A 17,610-nucleotide genomic window follows, 5' to 3' on the forward strand; every position below is an offset into this window, starting at 1 on the left:
GGGCGCTGCGATGGGAAACGAATTGCAGCATCGCACGGTGCTGCTGGAAGAAGCGGTGGATGCGTTGGTTACGCGCGTGGACGGCGTCTATGTGGACGGTACGTTCGGTCGCGGTGGCCATAGCCGGGCGGTGCTCGCGAAATTGGGCGAGGCCGGGCGGCTCATCGCATTCGACAAGGATCCGCAAGCGATCGCGACGGCACGCGCGATCGGCGATCCGCGTTTCGAAATCGTGCACGAAAGTTTTGCGTCGTTGGCGCCGGCGCTGGCGACGCGAGGTATCGAGCGTGTCGCCGGCGTATTGCTGGACCTGGGGGTATCGTCGCCGCAATTGGACGATCCCGCGCGCGGCTTCAGCTTCCGCGCGGACGGTCCGCTCGATATGCGGATGGACCCGACGCGCGGCGAGTCCGCAGCCGAGTGGCTCGCGCGGGCGAGCCAGCAGGAACTGACGGAGGTCATTCGAGATTATGGGGAAGAACGGTTTGCTGTTCAGATTGCAAAGGCGCTTGTTGCTCGCCGGGCAGAGTCCGACCGTCTTGGGCCTCTCTCAACCACGGGCGAGCTTGCCGAAATCGTGGCTCGCGCAGTCAAGACCCGTGAGAAGGGCAAGGATCCGGCCACCCGCACCTTTCAGGCTATACGGATTCACGTCAATCAAGAGCTTGCGGAGCTGCAAGTCGTTTTAGAGGCGGCGTTCGCGTCGTTGGAGCAAGGGGGGCGGCTGGTGGTGATCAGCTTTCATTCGCTCGAAGATCGAATCGTGAAGCGATTCATGCAGGCTCATGCGAGTGGGCCTGCGATCGACCGTCGCTTGCCGATTCGCGCTGTCGATCTACCCGCCGCTCCGTTGAAAATCATCGGCCGCGTGTTCGCCGGCGCCGCCGAACTCGAGGCTAATCCGCGTGCCCGCTCGGCGGTCATGCGCGTCGCGGAGCGCGTCGCGCCATGAGCCGCCTCAATATTTTTCTGCTCATCGTCGTTCTTGGTTGCGCACTTTCCGTCGTCAATGCCACGAACCAGCAGCGGCAGCTGTTCGTGCAGCTCGAGCGCGCCCAATCGGAAGAGCATCAATTGCAGCAGGACTACGCGCAGCTCCAATATCAGCAAAGCGCGCTCTCCAAGACCTCGCGTATCGAGCAACTCGCCACCGACACGTTGAAGATGCAGCCCGCCTCGACAGGCGAAACGCAATTCTTGACGCTCGCACCCGGTGCGAACCAAGCGGAGAATGCGCCGATCCCGACGCTCCCTGCCAGCGCGCCGCTGTCGAACACGCGCGCGGGTAACGCCGCGGGCCGGGCCGCCCATCGAGGAGGCGCGCGATGAAACACGCGGCCAAGACGAAGGGCGTCACGTTTTCCTCGAGCCCGGTGCTTTCGGTGCGTTTGCCGATGTGGCGCTCGAAGCTCGTCGTCTTCTTGCTGTTCACGGCTTTCGTGGCGCTCGCGGCGCGCGCGTTTTGGATTCAAGGTCCCGGCAACGCTTTCTATCAGAAGCAAGGCGAAAGCCGTTACGAGCGAACGATCGAGCTGGCCGCTACGCGCGGCAAGATCGTCGATCGCAATGGCCTCGTCCTCGCCACGAGTTTGCCCGTGCGCGCCATTTGGGCGATTCCCGAGTCGGTGCCGGACGATCTCGATCAGTCCAAACTTGCCGCACTCGGCGGTTTGCTCGGCATGACGCAAAAGGAGTTGCGCGCGAAGTTCTCCGAAGACAAGACGTTCGTCTACGTGAAGCGTCAAGTGCCCGTCGATGTCGCCGCCAAGGTCGAGGCCCTGAAGATTCCCGGTATCTATCAGCGTACCGAGTACAAGCGCTTTTATCCCGAAGGCGAAATCACGGCTCACTTGGTCGGGTTCACGAACATCGAGGACGAGGGCCAGGAAGGGGTAGAGCTCTCCGATCAGAAGCTGCTCTCCGGTACGCCCGGGATGCGCCGCGTCATCAAGGACCGGATGGGCCACATCATTGAGGACGTCGACGAGCAAGTCGTGCCGCATGACGGCAAAGACGTCGAACTGTCGATCGACAGCAAGATTCAGTACATCGCATATTCGGATCTGAAGGCGGCCGTCGAGAAGACGAAGGCGAAGGCCGGCGCGGCAATGGTCATCGATGTGCGTACGGGGAACGTGCTCGCGCTCGTCAACTACCCGACCTACAACCCCAACGACCGCTCGCACTTGACCGGCGAGCAACTGCGCAACCGCGCGCTCACCGACGTGTTCGAGCCGGGCTCGATCATGAAGCCGTTTACGGTGTCGCTCGCGCTCGATTTGCATCGGGTGACGCCGAACACGCTCGTCGATACAGGTAACGGCCGCTTCGTCCTCGATGGCGCGCCGATCACCGACGATAGCGCTAACGGTGTGCTGACGATCGGCGGCGTGCTCCAAAAGTCGAGCAACATCGGGGCGACGAAGATTGCGATGACGCTCAAGCCCGAAGAGATGTGGAATATGTATACAAGCATCGGGCTCGGGCAAGCGCCGAAGGTGGGTTTTCCCGGCGCGGCTGCCGGCCGGTTGCGGCCTTGGAAGAGTTGGCGCCGTATCGAGCAGGCGACGATGTCGTACGGCTACGGGCTGTCGGTCTCGCTGTTCCAGCTCGCGCGCGCCTATACGGCGATCGCGCACGACGGTCAGATCATGCCCGTATCGATTTTTAAGACGGACCCGAGCCAAGTCGTGACGGGCCCGCAGATTTTCTCGCCGACGACGGCGCGCGAAGTGCGCACGATGCTCGAGTCGGTCGTGACGGCGGCGGGTACGTCGCCCGAGGCGGCCGTGCCCGGATATCGCGTCGGCGGCAAGAGCGGCACCGCCTACGTGCATTCCGGACGCGGCTATGACCGCTCGAAGTACCGCGCTTCGTTCGTCGGGATGGCGCCGATGCCGAACCCGCGCATCGTCGTCGCCGTCTCGATCGATCAGCCCACTGCTGGCAGCCACTTCGGCGGCTACGTGTCCGGCCCCGTATTTTCCGGCATCGTCGGCGATACGCTGCGCGCGCTGAACGTGCCGCCCGACATGCCGGTCAAGCAATTGGTCGTCTTGGGCGATCCGGTCAACGTCAAAGCCAAGGACGAGACCCCTGCCGCGCCTAAAGGGCGTATTGCGGGGTTCGCGCCGGCCCGTCCGATGACGGTGTCGGCTGCAACACATGCTCACCCGGGAGTCGTTCGATGAGTGCGCCCGAGAACCAGGACGCCATGCACCGGGACATCGCCGATGCGCTCGACTGGCTGCGCGCGCACGCGGCAGCCGGCGCTCAACTGCATGCCGACACGCGTACGCTCGCGGCCGGCGACGTATTCTTCGCGTACGCCGTGGACGGCGCCGACAGCCGCGCGCACATCGCGAGCGCTTTGGAGCGCGGCGCGGCGGCGGTGCTGTTTCAGCCCGAAGGCTTTTCGGGGCATGTCGATGCCGCGCGTGCACGCGCGGTGCCGCACCTCGATCGTCTGGCCGGCGAGATCGCCAGCCACTGGTATGGCGCGCCGAGCGAGTCGATGCGTACGATCGGCGTGACGGGCACCAACGGCAAGACCTCGTGCTCGCAATGGATCGCCGCGGCGTTGACCGCGCTCGGCGAACCGTGCGCCGTGATCGGCACGCTCGGAACCGGCATGTGGGGGCATCTCGTTCACACCGGCTTCACGACGCCCGATGCGCCCCAGATGCAGCGATCGCTCGCGCAATTGGCGGCGGCGGGTGCGCGTGCCGTTTCGATGGAGGTGTCGTCGCACGCGCTGCATCAAGGCCGCGTCAACGGCACGGCCTTCGATATCGCGGTGTTCACCAATCTCACGCAAGATCACCTCGACTATCACCATACCTTTGAAGCCTACGAGGCGGCTAAGGCGAAACTGTTCGATTGGCCCACGCTGAAGGCGGCGGTCATCAATCGCGACGATGCTGCGGGGCGCCGGCTGATCGAGCGGACGCAGCCGCGTATGCCGACGATCGTCTACGGTATCGGCGCGACGAGCGACGCGCCGAGCGCGCATGCCGCCCTGGTGGCGACGAACGTGCGCGCCACCGCAACGGGCACGGCGTTCCATCTGTCGTCGGATTGGGGCTCGGCCGAAGTCGAAGTGGGCACGCTCGGCGAATTCAACGTCAGCAATCTGCTTGGCGTGCTCGGCGCATTGCTCGCCGCCGACGTTCCGCTCAGCGACGCGTTGGCGCAGCTTGCCAAGCTCGAGCCGGTCAACGGCCGCATGCAGCGCCTAGGCGGGCGGATCGCCAACGACGAGCCGCTTGTCGTCGTCGACTATGCGCATACGCCCGACGCGCTCGAAAAGACGCTCGCCGCGTTGCGCCCGATGGCGCAAGCGCGTGGCGGGCAGCTCGTCTGCATGTTCGGTTGCGGCGGCGATCGCGATGCGACCAAGCGGCCACTGATGGGCGCGATCGCGCAGCGGCTCGCGGATGCCGTCGTCGTCACGAGCGACAACCCGCGCAGCGAAGATCCGGCATCGATCATCGACCAGATCGTCGCGGGCATGACGCAGCCGGACCAAGCGCGCCGCATCGAGGATCGCGCGAACGCCATTTTGCAAGCGGTGCGCGGCGCGGCCCGCGAGGATGTCGTGCTGCTGGCCGGCAAGGGCCACGAAGCCACTCAGGAAATCATGGGCAAAAAGCGGGTTTTTTCGGATCAGGATCACGCCCGTCTGGCATTGGCGGCGCGCGCGACGCATCCGCGCGGAGGCGAGCAATGACGATGCTTTCGCTGAACGAAGCCGCGCAGCTTATCCCGGGAGCGACCGTCCACGGCGACGGTGCAACCGTCTTCGAGCGGATCGGTACCGATAGCCGCACGACGGGACCGGGCGAGCTGTTCGTCGCGCTCAAGGGCGACCGTTTCGATGCCCACGACTTTTTGTCGGACGTTCGCGCACGAGGCGCGAGCGCGGTGCTTGCCTCCCGGTTGCCCGACGATTGGCAGGGGCCGGCGCTGCTCGTGCCCGATACGCGCGCGGCGCTCGGCGCGCTGGCACGCGGCTGGCGCCGCCGCTTCCCGCTGCCGCTCGTCGCCGTGACGGGCAGCAACGGCAAGACGACCGTCAAAGAGATGATCGCGTCGATCTTCGCGCAGGCGGTCGGCGAATCGGCGCGGCTGGCCACGGCCGGCAACTTCAATAACGATGTGGGACTGCCGCTGACGTTGCTGCGCTTGAACGCGGCGCATCGGCTGGCGGTCATCGAAGTGGGTATGAATCACCCTGGCGAAACCGATCTGCTCGCGAAGATCGTGCTGCCGACGGTCGCCCTCGTGAACAACGCGCAGCGCGAGCACCAGGAATTCATGGCGACGGTCGAAGCCGTCGCGCTCGAGCACGCAAGCGTGATCCACGCGCTGCCGGCCGACGGTGTCGCCGTGTTCCCGGCCGACGACGCCTACTCCGCGATCTGGCGCATCGCCGCGACGGGGAACCGAATCGTCGACTTCGCGCTCGAAGACGCTTCGCGGAGCGAGGCTGTCTCGGCTACGGTGGTGACCGGCGTGCTCGAAGGCAACCGTTTGCGTGCCCGTACGCCGGCGGGCAGCTTCGAGGCGACGCTCAACGTACTCGGCGAGCACAACGCGCGCAACGCATTGGCGGCTACGGCCGCGGCCGTGGCCGCGAACGTGCCGCTCGATGCGATCGTGCACGGCCTCGAAGCGTTCTCGGCGGTCAAGGGCAGGCTGCAAACGAAGCGCGCGGTCGCGGGGCCGCTTGCGGGCGCGACCGTCATCGACGACACCTACAACGCGAATCCCGATTCGATGCGCGCGGCGATCGACGTGCTGGCCGCATGCGCCGCGCCGCGTGTGCTCGTGATGGGCGACATGGGTGAAGTGGGCGACAACGGTGCTCAATTCCATCGCGAAGTCGGCGCGTATGCGCGCGAACGCGGTATCGATGCGCTCGCCACCCTCGGCGACGCCACGCGCGAATCGTGCGGGGCGTTCGATGCGGCGGCGCAAGGCGCGGGCCACGGCGCCGCCCGTCATTTCGACGACGTGACGGCACTCGTCGAGTACTTGCTGCAAGCGGGTTTTGGATCGAGCGCGACGCTGCTCGTGAAGGGCTCGCGTTTTATGCGAATGGAGCGCGTCGTCGAGGCGCTCACCGTTCAACCGTCACCCCTCGTGCCGGGCGCTGCGCCCGGTGCGCATTGAAAGAGAAGGACAAGCATGCTGCTGGTGCTGGCGCAATGGTTGCAAAACGACGCAAGTTTCTTGCGCGTTTTCAGCTATCTGACGTTTCGCGCGGTGATGGCGACCATCACCGCGCTCGTGATTGGGCTCGTTTGCGGGCCGTGGGTGATCCGCAAGTTGACGGAAATGAAGGTGGGGCAGGCCGTCCGCACCGACGGACCGAAGACGCACCTCGTCAAATCGGGCACGCCGACGATGGGCGGCGTGCTGATTCTGATCGGCATCGCCGTTTCGACGCTGCTGTGGGCCGATCTGACCAATCGCTTCATTTGGATCGTGATCCTTGTGACGTTCGGCTTCGGCGTGATCGGTTGGGTCGACGATTATCGCAAGGTCGTCTACAAGGACCCGCGCGGCATGTCGTCGCGGGAAAAGTATTTCTGGCAGTCGGTGATCGGCCTGTTCGCCGCGGTCTATCTCGCTTTCAGCGTGTCCGAGGCGAGCAACGTGCGCGTGTTCGATCTGTTCATGGCGTGGGTGCGCAGCGGTTTGTCGATGGGGCTGCCCGCGCGTGCAGACTTGATGCTGCCGTTCTTGAAATCGATCAGCTATCCGCTCGGCGTTTGGGGCTTCATCGCGCTGACTTACCTCGTCATCGTCGGCGCGAGCAATGCGGTCAACCTGACCGACGGCCTGGACGGCCTCGTGATCATGCCCGTCGTGCTTGTCGGTGCGTCGCTCGGCGTGTTCGCCTATGTGATGGGCAGTTCGGTCTATTCGAAGTACCTGCTCTTTCCGCATATTCCCGGCGCGGGCGAGCTCTTGATCTTCTGCTCGGCAATGGGCGGGGCCGGGCTCGCATTCCTTTGGTATAACACGCACCCCGCGCAGGTGTTCATGGGCGACGTAGGCGCGCTCGCGCTCGGCGGCGCGCTGGGCACGATCGCCGTGATCGTCCGGCAAGAGATCGTGCTGTTCATTATGGGTGGCATTTTCGTGGCCGAGACGCTGTCGGTCATGCTGCAAGTGGTGTGGTTCAAGTACACGAAGAAACGCTACGGCGAAGGGCGGCGCATCTTCAAGATGGCGCCGCTGCATCACCACTTCGAGTTGTCGGGCTGGAAAGAGACGCAGGTCGTCGTTCGGTTCTGGATCATCACGTTGATGCTCTGCCTGTTCGGGCTATCGACGTTGAAGCTGCGCTAACGCCCGCGCGGCGAATGTAAAGGAAAAGGGAAAGCAAGCGATGTTCGGTGAGATGTTTCGCGATCGGCAAAGGCCGACGGTACTCGTGCTGGGGCTCGGTGAGTCGGGCCTTGCGATGGCGCGCTGGTGTTCGCGCCAGGGGTGCCGTTTGCGCGTCGCCGATACGCGCGAGGCGCCGCCGAATCTGCCGGCGCTGGCACAGCACGACATCGACGCTCAATTCGTCGGCGGCGCTTTTTCGCCTGCGCTGCTCGATGACGGGATCGAACTCGTCGCCGTGAGCCCGGGACTGTCGCCGCTGGCTCAGGACCTCGCCCCGCTCATCGCGAGCGCGCGCGAACGCGGTATTCCGGTATGGGGCGAGCTCGAATTTTTCGCGCAGGCGCTCGCGCATCTGGGCGAGTCCGGCTACGCGCCGAAGGTCGTCGCGATCACCGGCACGAACGGCAAGACGACCACGACGAGCATGACGGGGCTGCTGTGCGAACGGGCCGGGAAGAAGGTGGCCGTTGCCGGCAACATCAGCCCGTCGCTGCTCGACCGTTTGATGGATGCGATCGACGCGGCGGCCTTGCCCGACGTTTGGGTGCTCGAGCTCTCGAGCTTCCAACTGGAAACCGCGCATTCGTTCGCGCCCGATGCGGCGACGGTGCTCAACATCACGCAAGATCATCTCGACTGGCACGGCGGACTCGACGCCTATGCCGCCGCGAAAGGACGTATTTTCGGACCCGATACGGTGCGCGTGCTGAATCGAGACGACGCACGGACGATGGCGTTCGCGCCGCGCCCCGATTCGACCGGACAAGCGCAACCGCAGCCGCCGTGCATCACGTTCGGCTTGAACGAGCCCGCTCGTTTGGGCGACTACGGACTCGTGCTCGAAAACGGCATCAATTGGCTCGCGCAAGCGCGCGAGCGCGAGCCGTTGGACGAAACGACGAGTCCGCGCCGACGCAAGCAAGAGGCGGCCGCGCCCGCGGATCTCGCGATGACGCGCCTCATGCCTGCCGACGCGTTGCGCGTGCGCGGCTTGCACAATGCCGCCAACGCGCTGGCCGCGTTTGCGCTGGCGCGCGCGATCGGCCTGCCGGCCGCGCCGCTGCTGCACGCATTGCGCGAATATCGCGGCGAGCCGCATCGCGTCGAGTTGATCGCGTCGATCGACGGAATCGATTTCGTCGACGACAGCAAGGGCACGAATGTCGGCGCGACCGTCGCCGCACTGGACGGACTGGCGCAGCGCGTCGTGCTGATCGCCGGGGGCGACGGCAAGGGACAGGATTTCGGGCCGCTCGCGCGACCGGTGGCGCGTTGGTGCCGTGCCGTCATGCTGATCGGACGCGACGCGCCGCATATTCGCGAAGCGCTAGCCGAGACGGGCGTCGCGCTCGCCGAGCATCCCACGCTCGAGGCGGCGACGCACGCGGCCTGTGGGCTCGCCGAACCGGGCGATGCCGTACTGCTTTCGCCGGCCTGCGCAAGCCTCGATATGTTCACCAACTATGCGCATCGCGCGGCCGTGTTCCGTGACACGGTCGAGGAAATTGCAGCGCAGCGGGGGACCATGCTATGAGCTGGCTCGATCGCTTCGGCTCCGGTCTCGGAGGACAACGCGATACGGCGGACGGCGCCAAACCGGCGAAGTTCGCCGCCGCCGTATCGCCCATGGGCGGGCTCGCTAGCGTGGTCAGCGGCATGCGGCCGGTGCGCTCGCGCATGCTCGATTACGATCACGCGCTGCTGTGGGTCGTCATCGCGCTCCTTGGGCTCGGCGTCGTGATGGTCTACTCGGCCTCGATCGCGATGCCCGATTCGCCGAAGTACGCGGCCTATCACACCTATGCATTCTTGATGCGCCATGTGATTTCGCTGGCGCTCGCCTCGGTGATCGCGATCATTACGTTCAAGATTCCGATCTCGGTCTGGGACAAGTACGCGCCCAAGCTTTTCTTGCTCGCGCTCGCGGCGCTCGTGATCGTGCTCATTCCGCACATCGGCAAGGGCGTGAACGGCGCACGGCGTTGGATTCCGCTTGGCCTGATGAACATGCAGCCGTCGGAAATCATGAAGCTCGCCGTCACGATCTACGCGGCGAACTACACGGTGCGCAAGCAAGAGCACATGCACAGTTTTGCCAAGGGCTTCTTGCCGATGGGCTTCGCCGTCGGCGTCGTCGGCGCGCTGCTGCTGCTCGAGCCCGACATGGGCGCCTTCATGGTCGTCGCCGCGATCGCGATGGGCGTGCTCTTTCTCGGCGGCGTGAACGGCAAGCTGTTCGGCGGTCTCGTCGCGACGGCCGTGGGGACGTTCTCGATTCTGGTGTGGGCGTCTCCGTGGCGCCGCGAGCGGATCTTCGCCTACCTCGACCCGTGGGACGATCGCTACGCGCAAGGCAAGGCCTATCAATTGACGCACTCGCTGATCGCATTCGGCCGCGGCGAGTGGTTCGGCGTCGGTCTGGGCGGCAGCGTCGAAAAACTCAACTATCTGCCCGAGGCGCACACCGACTTCATTCTCGCCGTGATCGGCGAGGAATTCGGATTCATCGGCGTGCTGGTTGTCATCTTGCTGTTCTATTGGATCGTGCGCCGCGCGTTCGAGATCGGCAGGCAGGCGCTCGCGCTCGACCGCACCTTCGCAGGGCTGATGGCCAAGGGCATCGGCATATGGTTCGGCGCCCAAACGTTCATCAATATGGGCGTGAATCTCGGCCTGCTGCCGACGAAGGGGCTCACGCTGCCGCTCGTCAGCTACGGCGGCTCGGGTATCGTGCTCAACTGTGTCGCGCTGGCGGTGTTGATGCGGGTGGACTACGAGAACCGCGTCCTGATGCGTGGGGGGAAGGTATGAGCACCACGCCGCAACACACGCTATTGGTCATGGCCGGCGGCACCGGGGGACACGTGTTCCCGGGGCTCGCGGTGGCTCACCGTATGCGCGCATGGGGCTGGCGCGTGGTTTGGCTCGGCAATCCGACCGGCATGGAAGCGTCGCTCGTGCCGAAACACGGCGTGCCGATCGAGTACGTTCGCTTCGGCGGGCTGCGCGGCAAAGGGCTCAAGACCAAGTTGATGCTGCCTTTGAACTTGCTGCGCGCATGTCTAGAAAGCGCTCGCGTGCTGAAGCGCGTCAAGCCCGATGTCGTACTCGGGATGGGCGGCTACATCACGTTCCCGGCCGGCGTCATGACGGCGCTGACCGGCCGTCCGCTCGTACTGCACGAACAGAATTCCGTCGCGGGGCTTGCCAACAAGGTGCTCGCGAAGCTCGCGCGTCGCGTGCTCGTTGCGTTCCCCGACACGCTGCCCGGGGCCGAATGGACCGGCAACCCGTTGCGCGACGAGCTTTGCCATGCACAAGAGCCCAAGGCGCGCTATGCGAGCCGCACCGGTCCGCTGCGTGTGCTTATCGTCGGCGGCAGCTTGGGCGCCGCGGCACTGAACGAGTGCGTGCCGCGCGCGCTGGCGCTGCTTGCGCCGAACGAGCGCCCGCACGTCATCCATCAAGCCGGTGCGAAGCATATCGACGCGTTGCAGGCGAACTACGCGCAAGCCGGCTTCGAACCCGGCGAGGCGCTGCGTCTCGTGCCGTTCATCGACGACATGGCCGCGGCATACGGCGAAGCCGACCTCGTGATCTGCCGCTCCGGCGCGATGACGGTGGCCGAGGTGGCCGCCGTGGGCGTGGCGGCATTGTTCGTGCCGTTCCCGTATGCGGTGGACGACCATCAAAGCACGAACGCCCAATTCTTAGCTTCGCAAAATGCGGCCGTCCTGGTGCAGCAACGCGACTTGTCGCCGGAAAACCTGGCGGAGTGGCTGCGCAGCCAGACGCGCGAGACGCTCGCCGAGATGGCCGAGCGCGCGCGCTTGCTCGCCAAGCCCGAAGCTACCGATCGCGTCGCGCAGGTATGCGCGGCGGTGGCGCTCGCGCGCCAAGAAGGAAAGTCATGAAACACATCGTCAAACATATTCACTTCGTCGGGATCGGCGGCGCCGGCATGAGCGGGATCGCCGAGGTGCTCGTCACGCTCGGCTATCGCGTCAGCGGGTCGGACCTGGCTCGTAGCGCCTCGACCGACCGCCTCGCATCGCTCGGCGCACGCATCGAGATCGGGCACGACGCCGAGCACATCGGCGACGCCGACGCCGTCGTAGTCTCCACGGCCGTACGTAGCGACAACCCCGAGGTCTTGGCAGCGCGCCGCAAGCGCGTGCCGATCGTGCCGCGCGCCGTGATGCTGGCGGAACTGATGCGTTTGAAGCAGGGCATCGCGATCGCCGGGACGCACGGCAAGACCACGACGACGAGTCTCGTGGCGAGCGTGCTCGCGGCGGGCGGGCTCGATCCGACGTTCGTGATCGGCGGGCGGCTGACGAGCGCGGGCGTCAATGCGCGCCTGGGCACGGGCGACTTCATCGTCGCCGAGGCCGACGAATCGGACGCCTCGTTCCTGAATCTGTTGCCCGTGATCGAAGTCGTCACGAACATCGACGAAGATCACATGGACACCTACGGGCACGACTTCGCCCGGCTCAAGCAGGCGTTCATCGAATTCACGCATCGGTTGCCGTTCTACGGTATCGCCGTGCTGTGCGTCGATTGCACGAACGTGCGCGAGATTCTGCCGTTTGTCTCGAAGCCGGTGATTCGTTACGGCTTCGCGCCCGATGCGCAAGTGCGTGCGATCAACGTGTTCGCGCGCGAGGGCAAGATGCATTTCACGGCGGTGCGCGAAGGCGCGACGCCGATCGACATCGTGTTGAACATGCCGGGCACGCACAACGTGCAAAACGCGCTGGCTGCGATTGCGATCGCCACCGAACTCGAGATCGCCGATGCCGACATTCAACGGGCGTTGGCCGAGTTCACCGGTGTCGGACGGCGGTTCCAGCGCTACGGCCAGATGCGCGCGGCGGAAGGCGGAACGTACACGCTGATCGATGACTACGGTCATCACCCGGTAGAGATGGCGGCGACGATCGCCGCCGCGCGCGGGGCGTTCCCAGGTCAAAGGCTCGTGCTTGCGTTCCAGCCGCATCGATATACGCGCACGCGCGATTGCTTCGAAGATTTCGTCGGCGTGCTATCGAGCGTCGACGCGCTCGTGCTGACGGAAGTGTATGCTGCCGGCGAATCGCCGATCGTTGCCGCCGACGGCAATGCGCTCGCACGCGCCGTTCGTGCGACGGGCAAGGTGGATCCGGTATTCGTCGCGACGGTCGAAGAGGTGCCGGCGGCGCTGTCGACGCTCGTGCGTGACGGCGACGTGGTGATCACGATGGGCGCGGGCTCGATCGGCACGGTGCCGGGACGCCTCGCAAACGAACTCAAGGTTAGGGATTAAAGGTCAGAGATGAGTAGCATCGATCCGAAACGTTTCGGCAAAGTGGCCGTCTTGCTCGGTGGGCAATCCGCCGAGCGCGAGGTGTCGCTCAAGTCGGGCTCGCTCGTGCTCAAGGCATTGCGCGACGCCGGTGTCGACGCCCACCCGTTCGATCCTGCCGAGCGGCCGCTGTCGGCGCTCAAGGACGAGGGCTTCGCGCGCGCGTTCATCGCGCTGCACGGCGGCTACGGCGAGAACGGCCAAATCCAGGGCGCACTCGACTTTTACGGTATCCGTTATACGGGCCCCGGCGTGCTCGGGTCTGCACTCGGCCTCGACAAATTCCGTACGAAGCTCGTCTGGCAGCAACTCGGCGTGCCCACGCCGCCGTTCGAGGCAGTGATGCGCGGCGACGACTACGCCGCGCGCGCAGCCGACATCGTCGCCAAGCTCGGCTTGCCGCTGTTCGTGAAGCCCGCGAGCGAGGGTTCGAGCGTCGCCGTCACGAAAGTGAAAACGGCCGAAGCACTGCCGGCCGCGCTTGAGGAAGCGGCGAAATTCGACAAGATCGTCGTCGTCGAAAAGAGCATCGAGGGCGGCGGCGAGTACACCGCATGCATCGCGGGCGATCTCGATTTGCCGATCATCAAGATCGTGCCGGCCGGCGAGTTCTACGACTACCACGCGAAGTACATCGCGGACGACACGCAGTACCTGATTCCCTGCGGCCTTCCCGCCGACGAAGAGAAGCGCTTGAAGGCGGTGTCGCGCCGTGCGTTCGAGGTGCTCGGCTGCACCGACTGGGGCCGGGCCGATTTCATGCTCGATGCGAACGGCAACGCCTACTTTCTCGAGGTGAATACGGCGCCGGGCATGACCGATCACTCGTTGCCCCCGAAGGCCGCGCGCGCGGTGGGCATCAGCTATCAGGACCTCGTCGTCGGCGTACTCGCCCTGACGCTTTCGGATTGAACGCCGCCCATGTGGAATAACGTACGCCAACTGAACCTCGCCGCCAACGCGCTCTATGCGCTGTGGGCGCTGGTGCTATTGGCGGCCGGCGCGTACTGGCTGATGCAACGTCCGGCGTTCGCGCTGCATACGATCGCGATCGGCGGCGACACCGAGCACATCAACGCGCCGACGGTGCGCGCAGGTGTAGTGGGGCATTTGAAGGGCAACTTCTTCACGGTCGATTTGGATAGCGCTCGGGCGGCGTTCGAGCAGATGCCGTGGGTGCGCCGCGCGAGCGTGCGGCGCGTTTGGCCCAACGCGCTCGCGGTCACGCTCGAAGAATACAAGCCGCTCGGCACGTGGGGTAGCGATCAGCTCGTCAGTGTCGACGGCGAACTGTTCACGGCGAACCAAGGCGAGCTCGATCAGGATCTGCCCGCGTTCGACGGACCGAACGGGACGGAAAAGGAAGTCGTCGCGCGCTACTTCGATTTCAAGAAGTGGCTGGCGCCGCTCGGGGCGACGCCCGACGAAGTGACGCTGTCGCCGCGCTATGCGTGGACGGTGAAGCTTTCGAACGGCACGCAGATCGAGTACGGCCGGGAGCGCAACCCGCAAACGCTCGCCGATCGCAGCCATCGGCTGAGCGCGGCTTGGGGCGCGGTCACGGCGCGTTGGGGGAACGATATCGAATACGCTGATTTGCGTTATCCGAACGGCTTTGCGATTCGCGCCGCGGGGATGCGCTTCATCAGCAATGCGACCGCGGGCAAACCCGCGGCGAAGTAATCACACGCAATGAGCACGCTATGAGTAAAGACTACAAGGATCTGCTGGTTGCCCTGGACATCGGCACGGCCAAGGTCGTCGCGGTCGTCGCCGAGTTGCGCGGCGAGGGCCACTACGAGGTGATCGGGCTCGGGCAAAGCGAATCGAAGGGTCTGAAAAAGGGCGTCGTGGTGAACATCGAGGCCACGGTGCAGTCTATTCAGCGCGCGCTCGAGGAAGCCGAGTTGATGGCCGACTGCAAGATCACGAACGTTTTCACCGGGATCGCGGGCAGCCACATTCGCAGCTTCAATTCGAGCGGCATGGTGGCGATCAAGGACAAAGAGGTGACGCAGGCCGACGTCGCTCGCGTGATCGAGACCGCGAAGGCGATCAACATCCCGACCGATCAGCAGGTACTGCACATTCTGACCCAGGAATTCATCATCGACGGGCAAGAAGATGTGCGCGAACCGATCGGGATGAGCGGCATCCGCCTCGAGGTGAAAGTGCACATCGTGACGGGCGCCGTGTCGGCCGCTCAGAACATCGTCAAGTGCGTGCGCCGTTGCGGGCTCGAGGTCAACGACCTGATCTTGCAGCCGCTCGCCTCGTCGTTGGCCGTGTTGACGGAAGACGAAAAAGAGCTGGGCGTCGTACTCGTCGACATCGGCGGCGGCACGACCGATATCGCGATCTTCAGCGAAGGCGCGATTCGCCACACCGCCGTGATTCCGATCGCGGGCGACCAGATTACGAGCGACATCGCGATGGCGTTGCGCACGCCGACGCCCGATGCCGAGGACATCAAGGTGAGCTATGGGATCGCCAAGCAGGCGCTGGCCGATCCCGACGAAATGATCGAAGTGCCGGGCCTTGGCGAACGCGGTCCGCGCACGCTTTCGCGTCAGGCGCTCGCGGCGGTGATCGAGCCGCGCGTCGAAGAGCTGTTTTCGCTCGTGCATCAAGTCGTGCGCGAGTCGGGTTATGAGGAACTCTTGAGCTCGGGGATCGTTCTGACCGGCGGTGCTTCGATGATGCCGGGCATGGTCGAACTCGGCGAAGACATTTTTCTGAAGCCGGTGCGCATCGGCGTGCCGGAATACGCGGGCGGTCTTGCCGACGTCGTGCGCAATCCGCGCTACTCGACGGCGATGGGCTTGCTCGTGGAAGGGTCGTCGCAGCGTATGCGCGGCCGCAAGGTCGCGGTGCAGGCCGGCTCGATGGGGCAGGTCTTCTCGCGAATGAAGGACTGGTTCTTGGGCAATTTTTAACGATCGAAACGGCCCAACGCGCGTCATGATTGATGCGCTTCGGGCGGGCAGTGAAAGCGCGGGTGCCGGCGGCCCGCGTGCGGCGTGGGGTTGCCCGACTCCCCGTCGAATAACGGCCGATCAGCAGGATTATTTCTTGACGGAGGCAATATGGAATTCCAGATGTTGGAAACGGAAACCAACGGCACCATCATCAAGGTGGTGGGTGTTGGCGGTGCGGGCGGCAATGCCGTCGCGCACATGATCAGCAAAGGGGTGCAAGGCGTCGATTTCGTCGTCATGAACACCGATGCGCAAGCGTTGTCGCGCTCGCGCGCGCCGAACGTGATTCAACTCGGCAACACCGGTCTCGGCGCGGGCGCAAAGCCTGAGATGGGACGTGCGGCGGCCGAAGAGGCGCGCGAGCGGATCGCCGATGCGTTGCGTGGCGCGCACATGGTGTTCATCACCGCGGGCATGGGCGGCGGCACGGGTACGGGCGCGGCGCCCGTGGTCGCGCAAATCGCCAAGGAAATGGGCATCTTGACCGTCGGCGTCGTGAGCAAGCCTTTCGAATTCGAAGGCGGCAAGCGTATGCGCGTGGCAGAAGCAGGTTCGCAGCAACTGGAGGATCACGTCGACTCGCTGATCGTCGTTCTGAACGACAAGCTGTTCGAGGTGATGGGCGATGACGCCGAGATGGACAAGTGCTTCCAGTGCGCGGACGACGTTCTGAACAACGCGGTTGCCGGCATCGCCGAAATCATCAACGTCGACGGTCTGGTGAACGTCGACTTCGAAGACGTGAAGACGGTGATGGGCGAGCAAGGCAAGGCGATGATGGGCACGGCCACGGTGGCCGGCGTCGATCGTGCCCGTCTGGCGGCCGAGCAAGCCGTGGCGAGCCCGCTGCTCGAAGGCGTCGATCTGTCGGGCGCACGCGGGGTGCTCGTGAACATCACGTCGAGCCGTTCGCTGCGTCTGTCGGAAACGCGCGAAGTGATGAACACGATCAAGAGCTATGCCGCCGAAGACGCAACGGTCATCTTCGGCGCCGTCTACGACGACGCGATGGGCGATGCGTTGCGCGTGACGGTGGTGGCGACGGGTCTCGGCCGCGCGGCGGCGAACGCGGCGAAGAAGCCGCAAGCGGCGCCGATGACGTTGCTGCGCACGGGCACCGACAACCAGCCGGTCATGCAGCATGGCTACGCGCAACCGACGCATGCGAACACAGCCGATTATGGCGCGTTCGATACGCCGGCCGTGTGGCGCAACTCGCGCGAAACGGCGGCTTCGCATGTGCAGGCGTTGCAGGAAAAGGGCGTCGACACGTACGACATCCCCGCGTTCCTGCGTAAGCAGGCCGACTAAGCGAGCGGCGCTTTCGTCCGCGCGTGCTTTGCGCGTAGACGTTGGAAGGCAACATGAACGGCAACGGCGTCAGGCGGCTTCGTCCTGTCGGACGATCGGGCGCGGCCACCACCCGTAGCGCGCAAGCTGCGCGGGTGGAACGGCTGTCGGCGCGCCCGAGACCGGGCGGCGCGGCGCGCGCGAGGACGACGAGTCCCGTGCGCGCATGCGGCCTAACGGTGTGCGACAGACGGAGTTGGCAGCGGGCAAGCCGCTAGGGCGCACCGCGTCACGCTAAGCCGAGCCGCGCGGGAAGTGGCGCCGGCGGATGCGCGGCGGGAGCGGCCGGGCGCTCGGGTCATCGCGGGCAAGATGTCCCGGGCAACGGCTTTCACTGACCCAAGCGATCGATGTCGCTTGGCGAGGAGCTTTCGCGTCGCCTGCCGGGCGTTGCGCGCGGGCAACGCGCGCCGTTTCTTTTTGTGACGGTCCGTTACGGGCCGGTGGCCGGGAATGCCTCCGTTCCGGCCGCCGGCCTTGTTTCGTCGATTGCGGTAACCGCGCGAAACAGATTGATACGTCCGGAGAAATGAA

14 protein-coding genes are annotated in these 17,610 nt (G+C 65.1%); all 14 read left to right on the forward strand.

Annotation, left to right across the window (positions count from 1 at the left end):
- Positions 1 to 10 precede the first annotated feature (10 nt).
- The gene (gene rsmH, locus AB1286_RS14830) at positions 11 to 952 is read left to right on the forward strand and encodes a 16S rRNA (cytosine(1402)-N(4))-methyltransferase RsmH (RefSeq protein ID WP_430363977.1); all 942 of its coding nucleotides are present in this window, start codon (positions 11 to 13) and stop codon (positions 950 to 952) included.
- Entirely contained in the window at positions 949 to 1,329 is a 381-nt protein-coding gene (gene ftsL / locus AB1286_RS14835; protein ID WP_430363978.1) for a cell division protein FtsL, read from the forward strand. Before rsmH ends, ftsL begins: the two co-directional genes overlap by 4 nt.
- Entirely contained in the window at positions 1,326 to 3,191 is a 1,866-nt protein-coding gene (locus AB1286_RS14840; RefSeq protein WP_430363979.1) for a peptidoglycan D,D-transpeptidase FtsI family protein, read from the forward strand. The genes ftsL and AB1286_RS14840 overlap by 4 nt, the downstream gene beginning before the upstream one ends.
- A complete protein-coding gene (locus AB1286_RS14845; RefSeq protein ID WP_430363980.1) occupies positions 3,188 to 4,729 on the forward strand; it encodes a UDP-N-acetylmuramoyl-L-alanyl-D-glutamate--2,6-diaminopimelate ligase in 1,542 nt (513 codons plus the stop codon). The genes AB1286_RS14840 and AB1286_RS14845 overlap by 4 nt, the downstream gene beginning before the upstream one ends.
- On the forward strand, positions 4,726 to 6,174 hold the full coding sequence (locus tag AB1286_RS14850; RefSeq protein WP_430363981.1) for a UDP-N-acetylmuramoyl-tripeptide--D-alanyl-D-alanine ligase: 1,449 nt from the start codon (positions 4,726 to 4,728) through the stop codon (positions 6,172 to 6,174). The genes AB1286_RS14845 and AB1286_RS14850 overlap by 4 nt, the downstream gene beginning before the upstream one ends.
- 15 nt (positions 6,175 to 6,189) lie before the next feature.
- Positions 6,190 to 7,359, forward strand: a complete 1,170-nt coding sequence (gene mraY, locus AB1286_RS14855) for a phospho-N-acetylmuramoyl-pentapeptide-transferase (RefSeq protein ID WP_430363982.1) — start codon at positions 6,190 to 6,192, stop codon at positions 7,357 to 7,359.
- Between the two features lie 40 nt (positions 7,360 to 7,399).
- Entirely contained in the window at positions 7,400 to 8,935 is a 1,536-nt protein-coding gene (murD, locus tag AB1286_RS14860; RefSeq protein ID WP_430363983.1) for a UDP-N-acetylmuramoyl-L-alanine--D-glutamate ligase, read from the forward strand.
- Positions 8,932 to 10,212 (forward strand): putative lipid II flippase FtsW, encoded by a 1,281-nt coding sequence (gene ftsW, locus AB1286_RS14865; protein WP_430363984.1) that lies wholly within the window; start codon positions 8,932 to 8,934, stop codon positions 10,210 to 10,212. The genes murD and ftsW overlap by 4 nt, the downstream gene beginning before the upstream one ends.
- On the forward strand, positions 10,209 to 11,315 hold the full coding sequence (gene murG / locus AB1286_RS14870; protein ID WP_430363985.1) for an undecaprenyldiphospho-muramoylpentapeptide beta-N-acetylglucosaminyltransferase: 1,107 nt from the start codon (positions 10,209 to 10,211) through the stop codon (positions 11,313 to 11,315). The genes ftsW and murG overlap by 4 nt, the downstream gene beginning before the upstream one ends.
- Positions 11,312 to 12,709 (forward strand): UDP-N-acetylmuramate--L-alanine ligase, encoded by a 1,398-nt coding sequence (gene murC, locus AB1286_RS14875; protein WP_430363986.1) that lies wholly within the window; start codon positions 11,312 to 11,314, stop codon positions 12,707 to 12,709. Before murG ends, murC begins: the two co-directional genes overlap by 4 nt.
- Positions 12,710 to 12,718: 9 nt before the next feature.
- A complete protein-coding gene (locus AB1286_RS14880; protein WP_430363987.1) occupies positions 12,719 to 13,660 on the forward strand; it encodes a D-alanine--D-alanine ligase in 942 nt (313 codons plus the stop codon).
- 9 nt (positions 13,661 to 13,669) lie between these two features.
- Positions 13,670 to 14,431 (forward strand): cell division protein FtsQ/DivIB, encoded by a 762-nt coding sequence (locus AB1286_RS14885; protein WP_430363988.1) that lies wholly within the window; start codon positions 13,670 to 13,672, stop codon positions 14,429 to 14,431.
- Between the two features lie 20 nt (positions 14,432 to 14,451).
- The gene (gene ftsA / locus AB1286_RS14890) at positions 14,452 to 15,684 is read left to right on the forward strand and encodes a cell division protein FtsA (RefSeq protein WP_102643969.1); all 1,233 of its coding nucleotides are present in this window, start codon (positions 14,452 to 14,454) and stop codon (positions 15,682 to 15,684) included.
- Positions 15,685 to 15,834: 150 nt separating this feature from the next.
- Positions 15,835 to 17,037, forward strand: a complete 1,203-nt coding sequence (gene ftsZ, locus AB1286_RS14895; RefSeq protein ID WP_430363989.1) for a cell division protein FtsZ — start codon at positions 15,835 to 15,837, stop codon at positions 17,035 to 17,037.
- Positions 17,038 to 17,610 lie beyond the last annotated feature (573 nt).

It is taken from the genome of Trinickia sp. NRRL B-1857, assembly GCF_050470685.1.
GTDB lineage: Bacteria > Pseudomonadota > Gammaproteobacteria > Burkholderiales > Burkholderiaceae > Trinickia.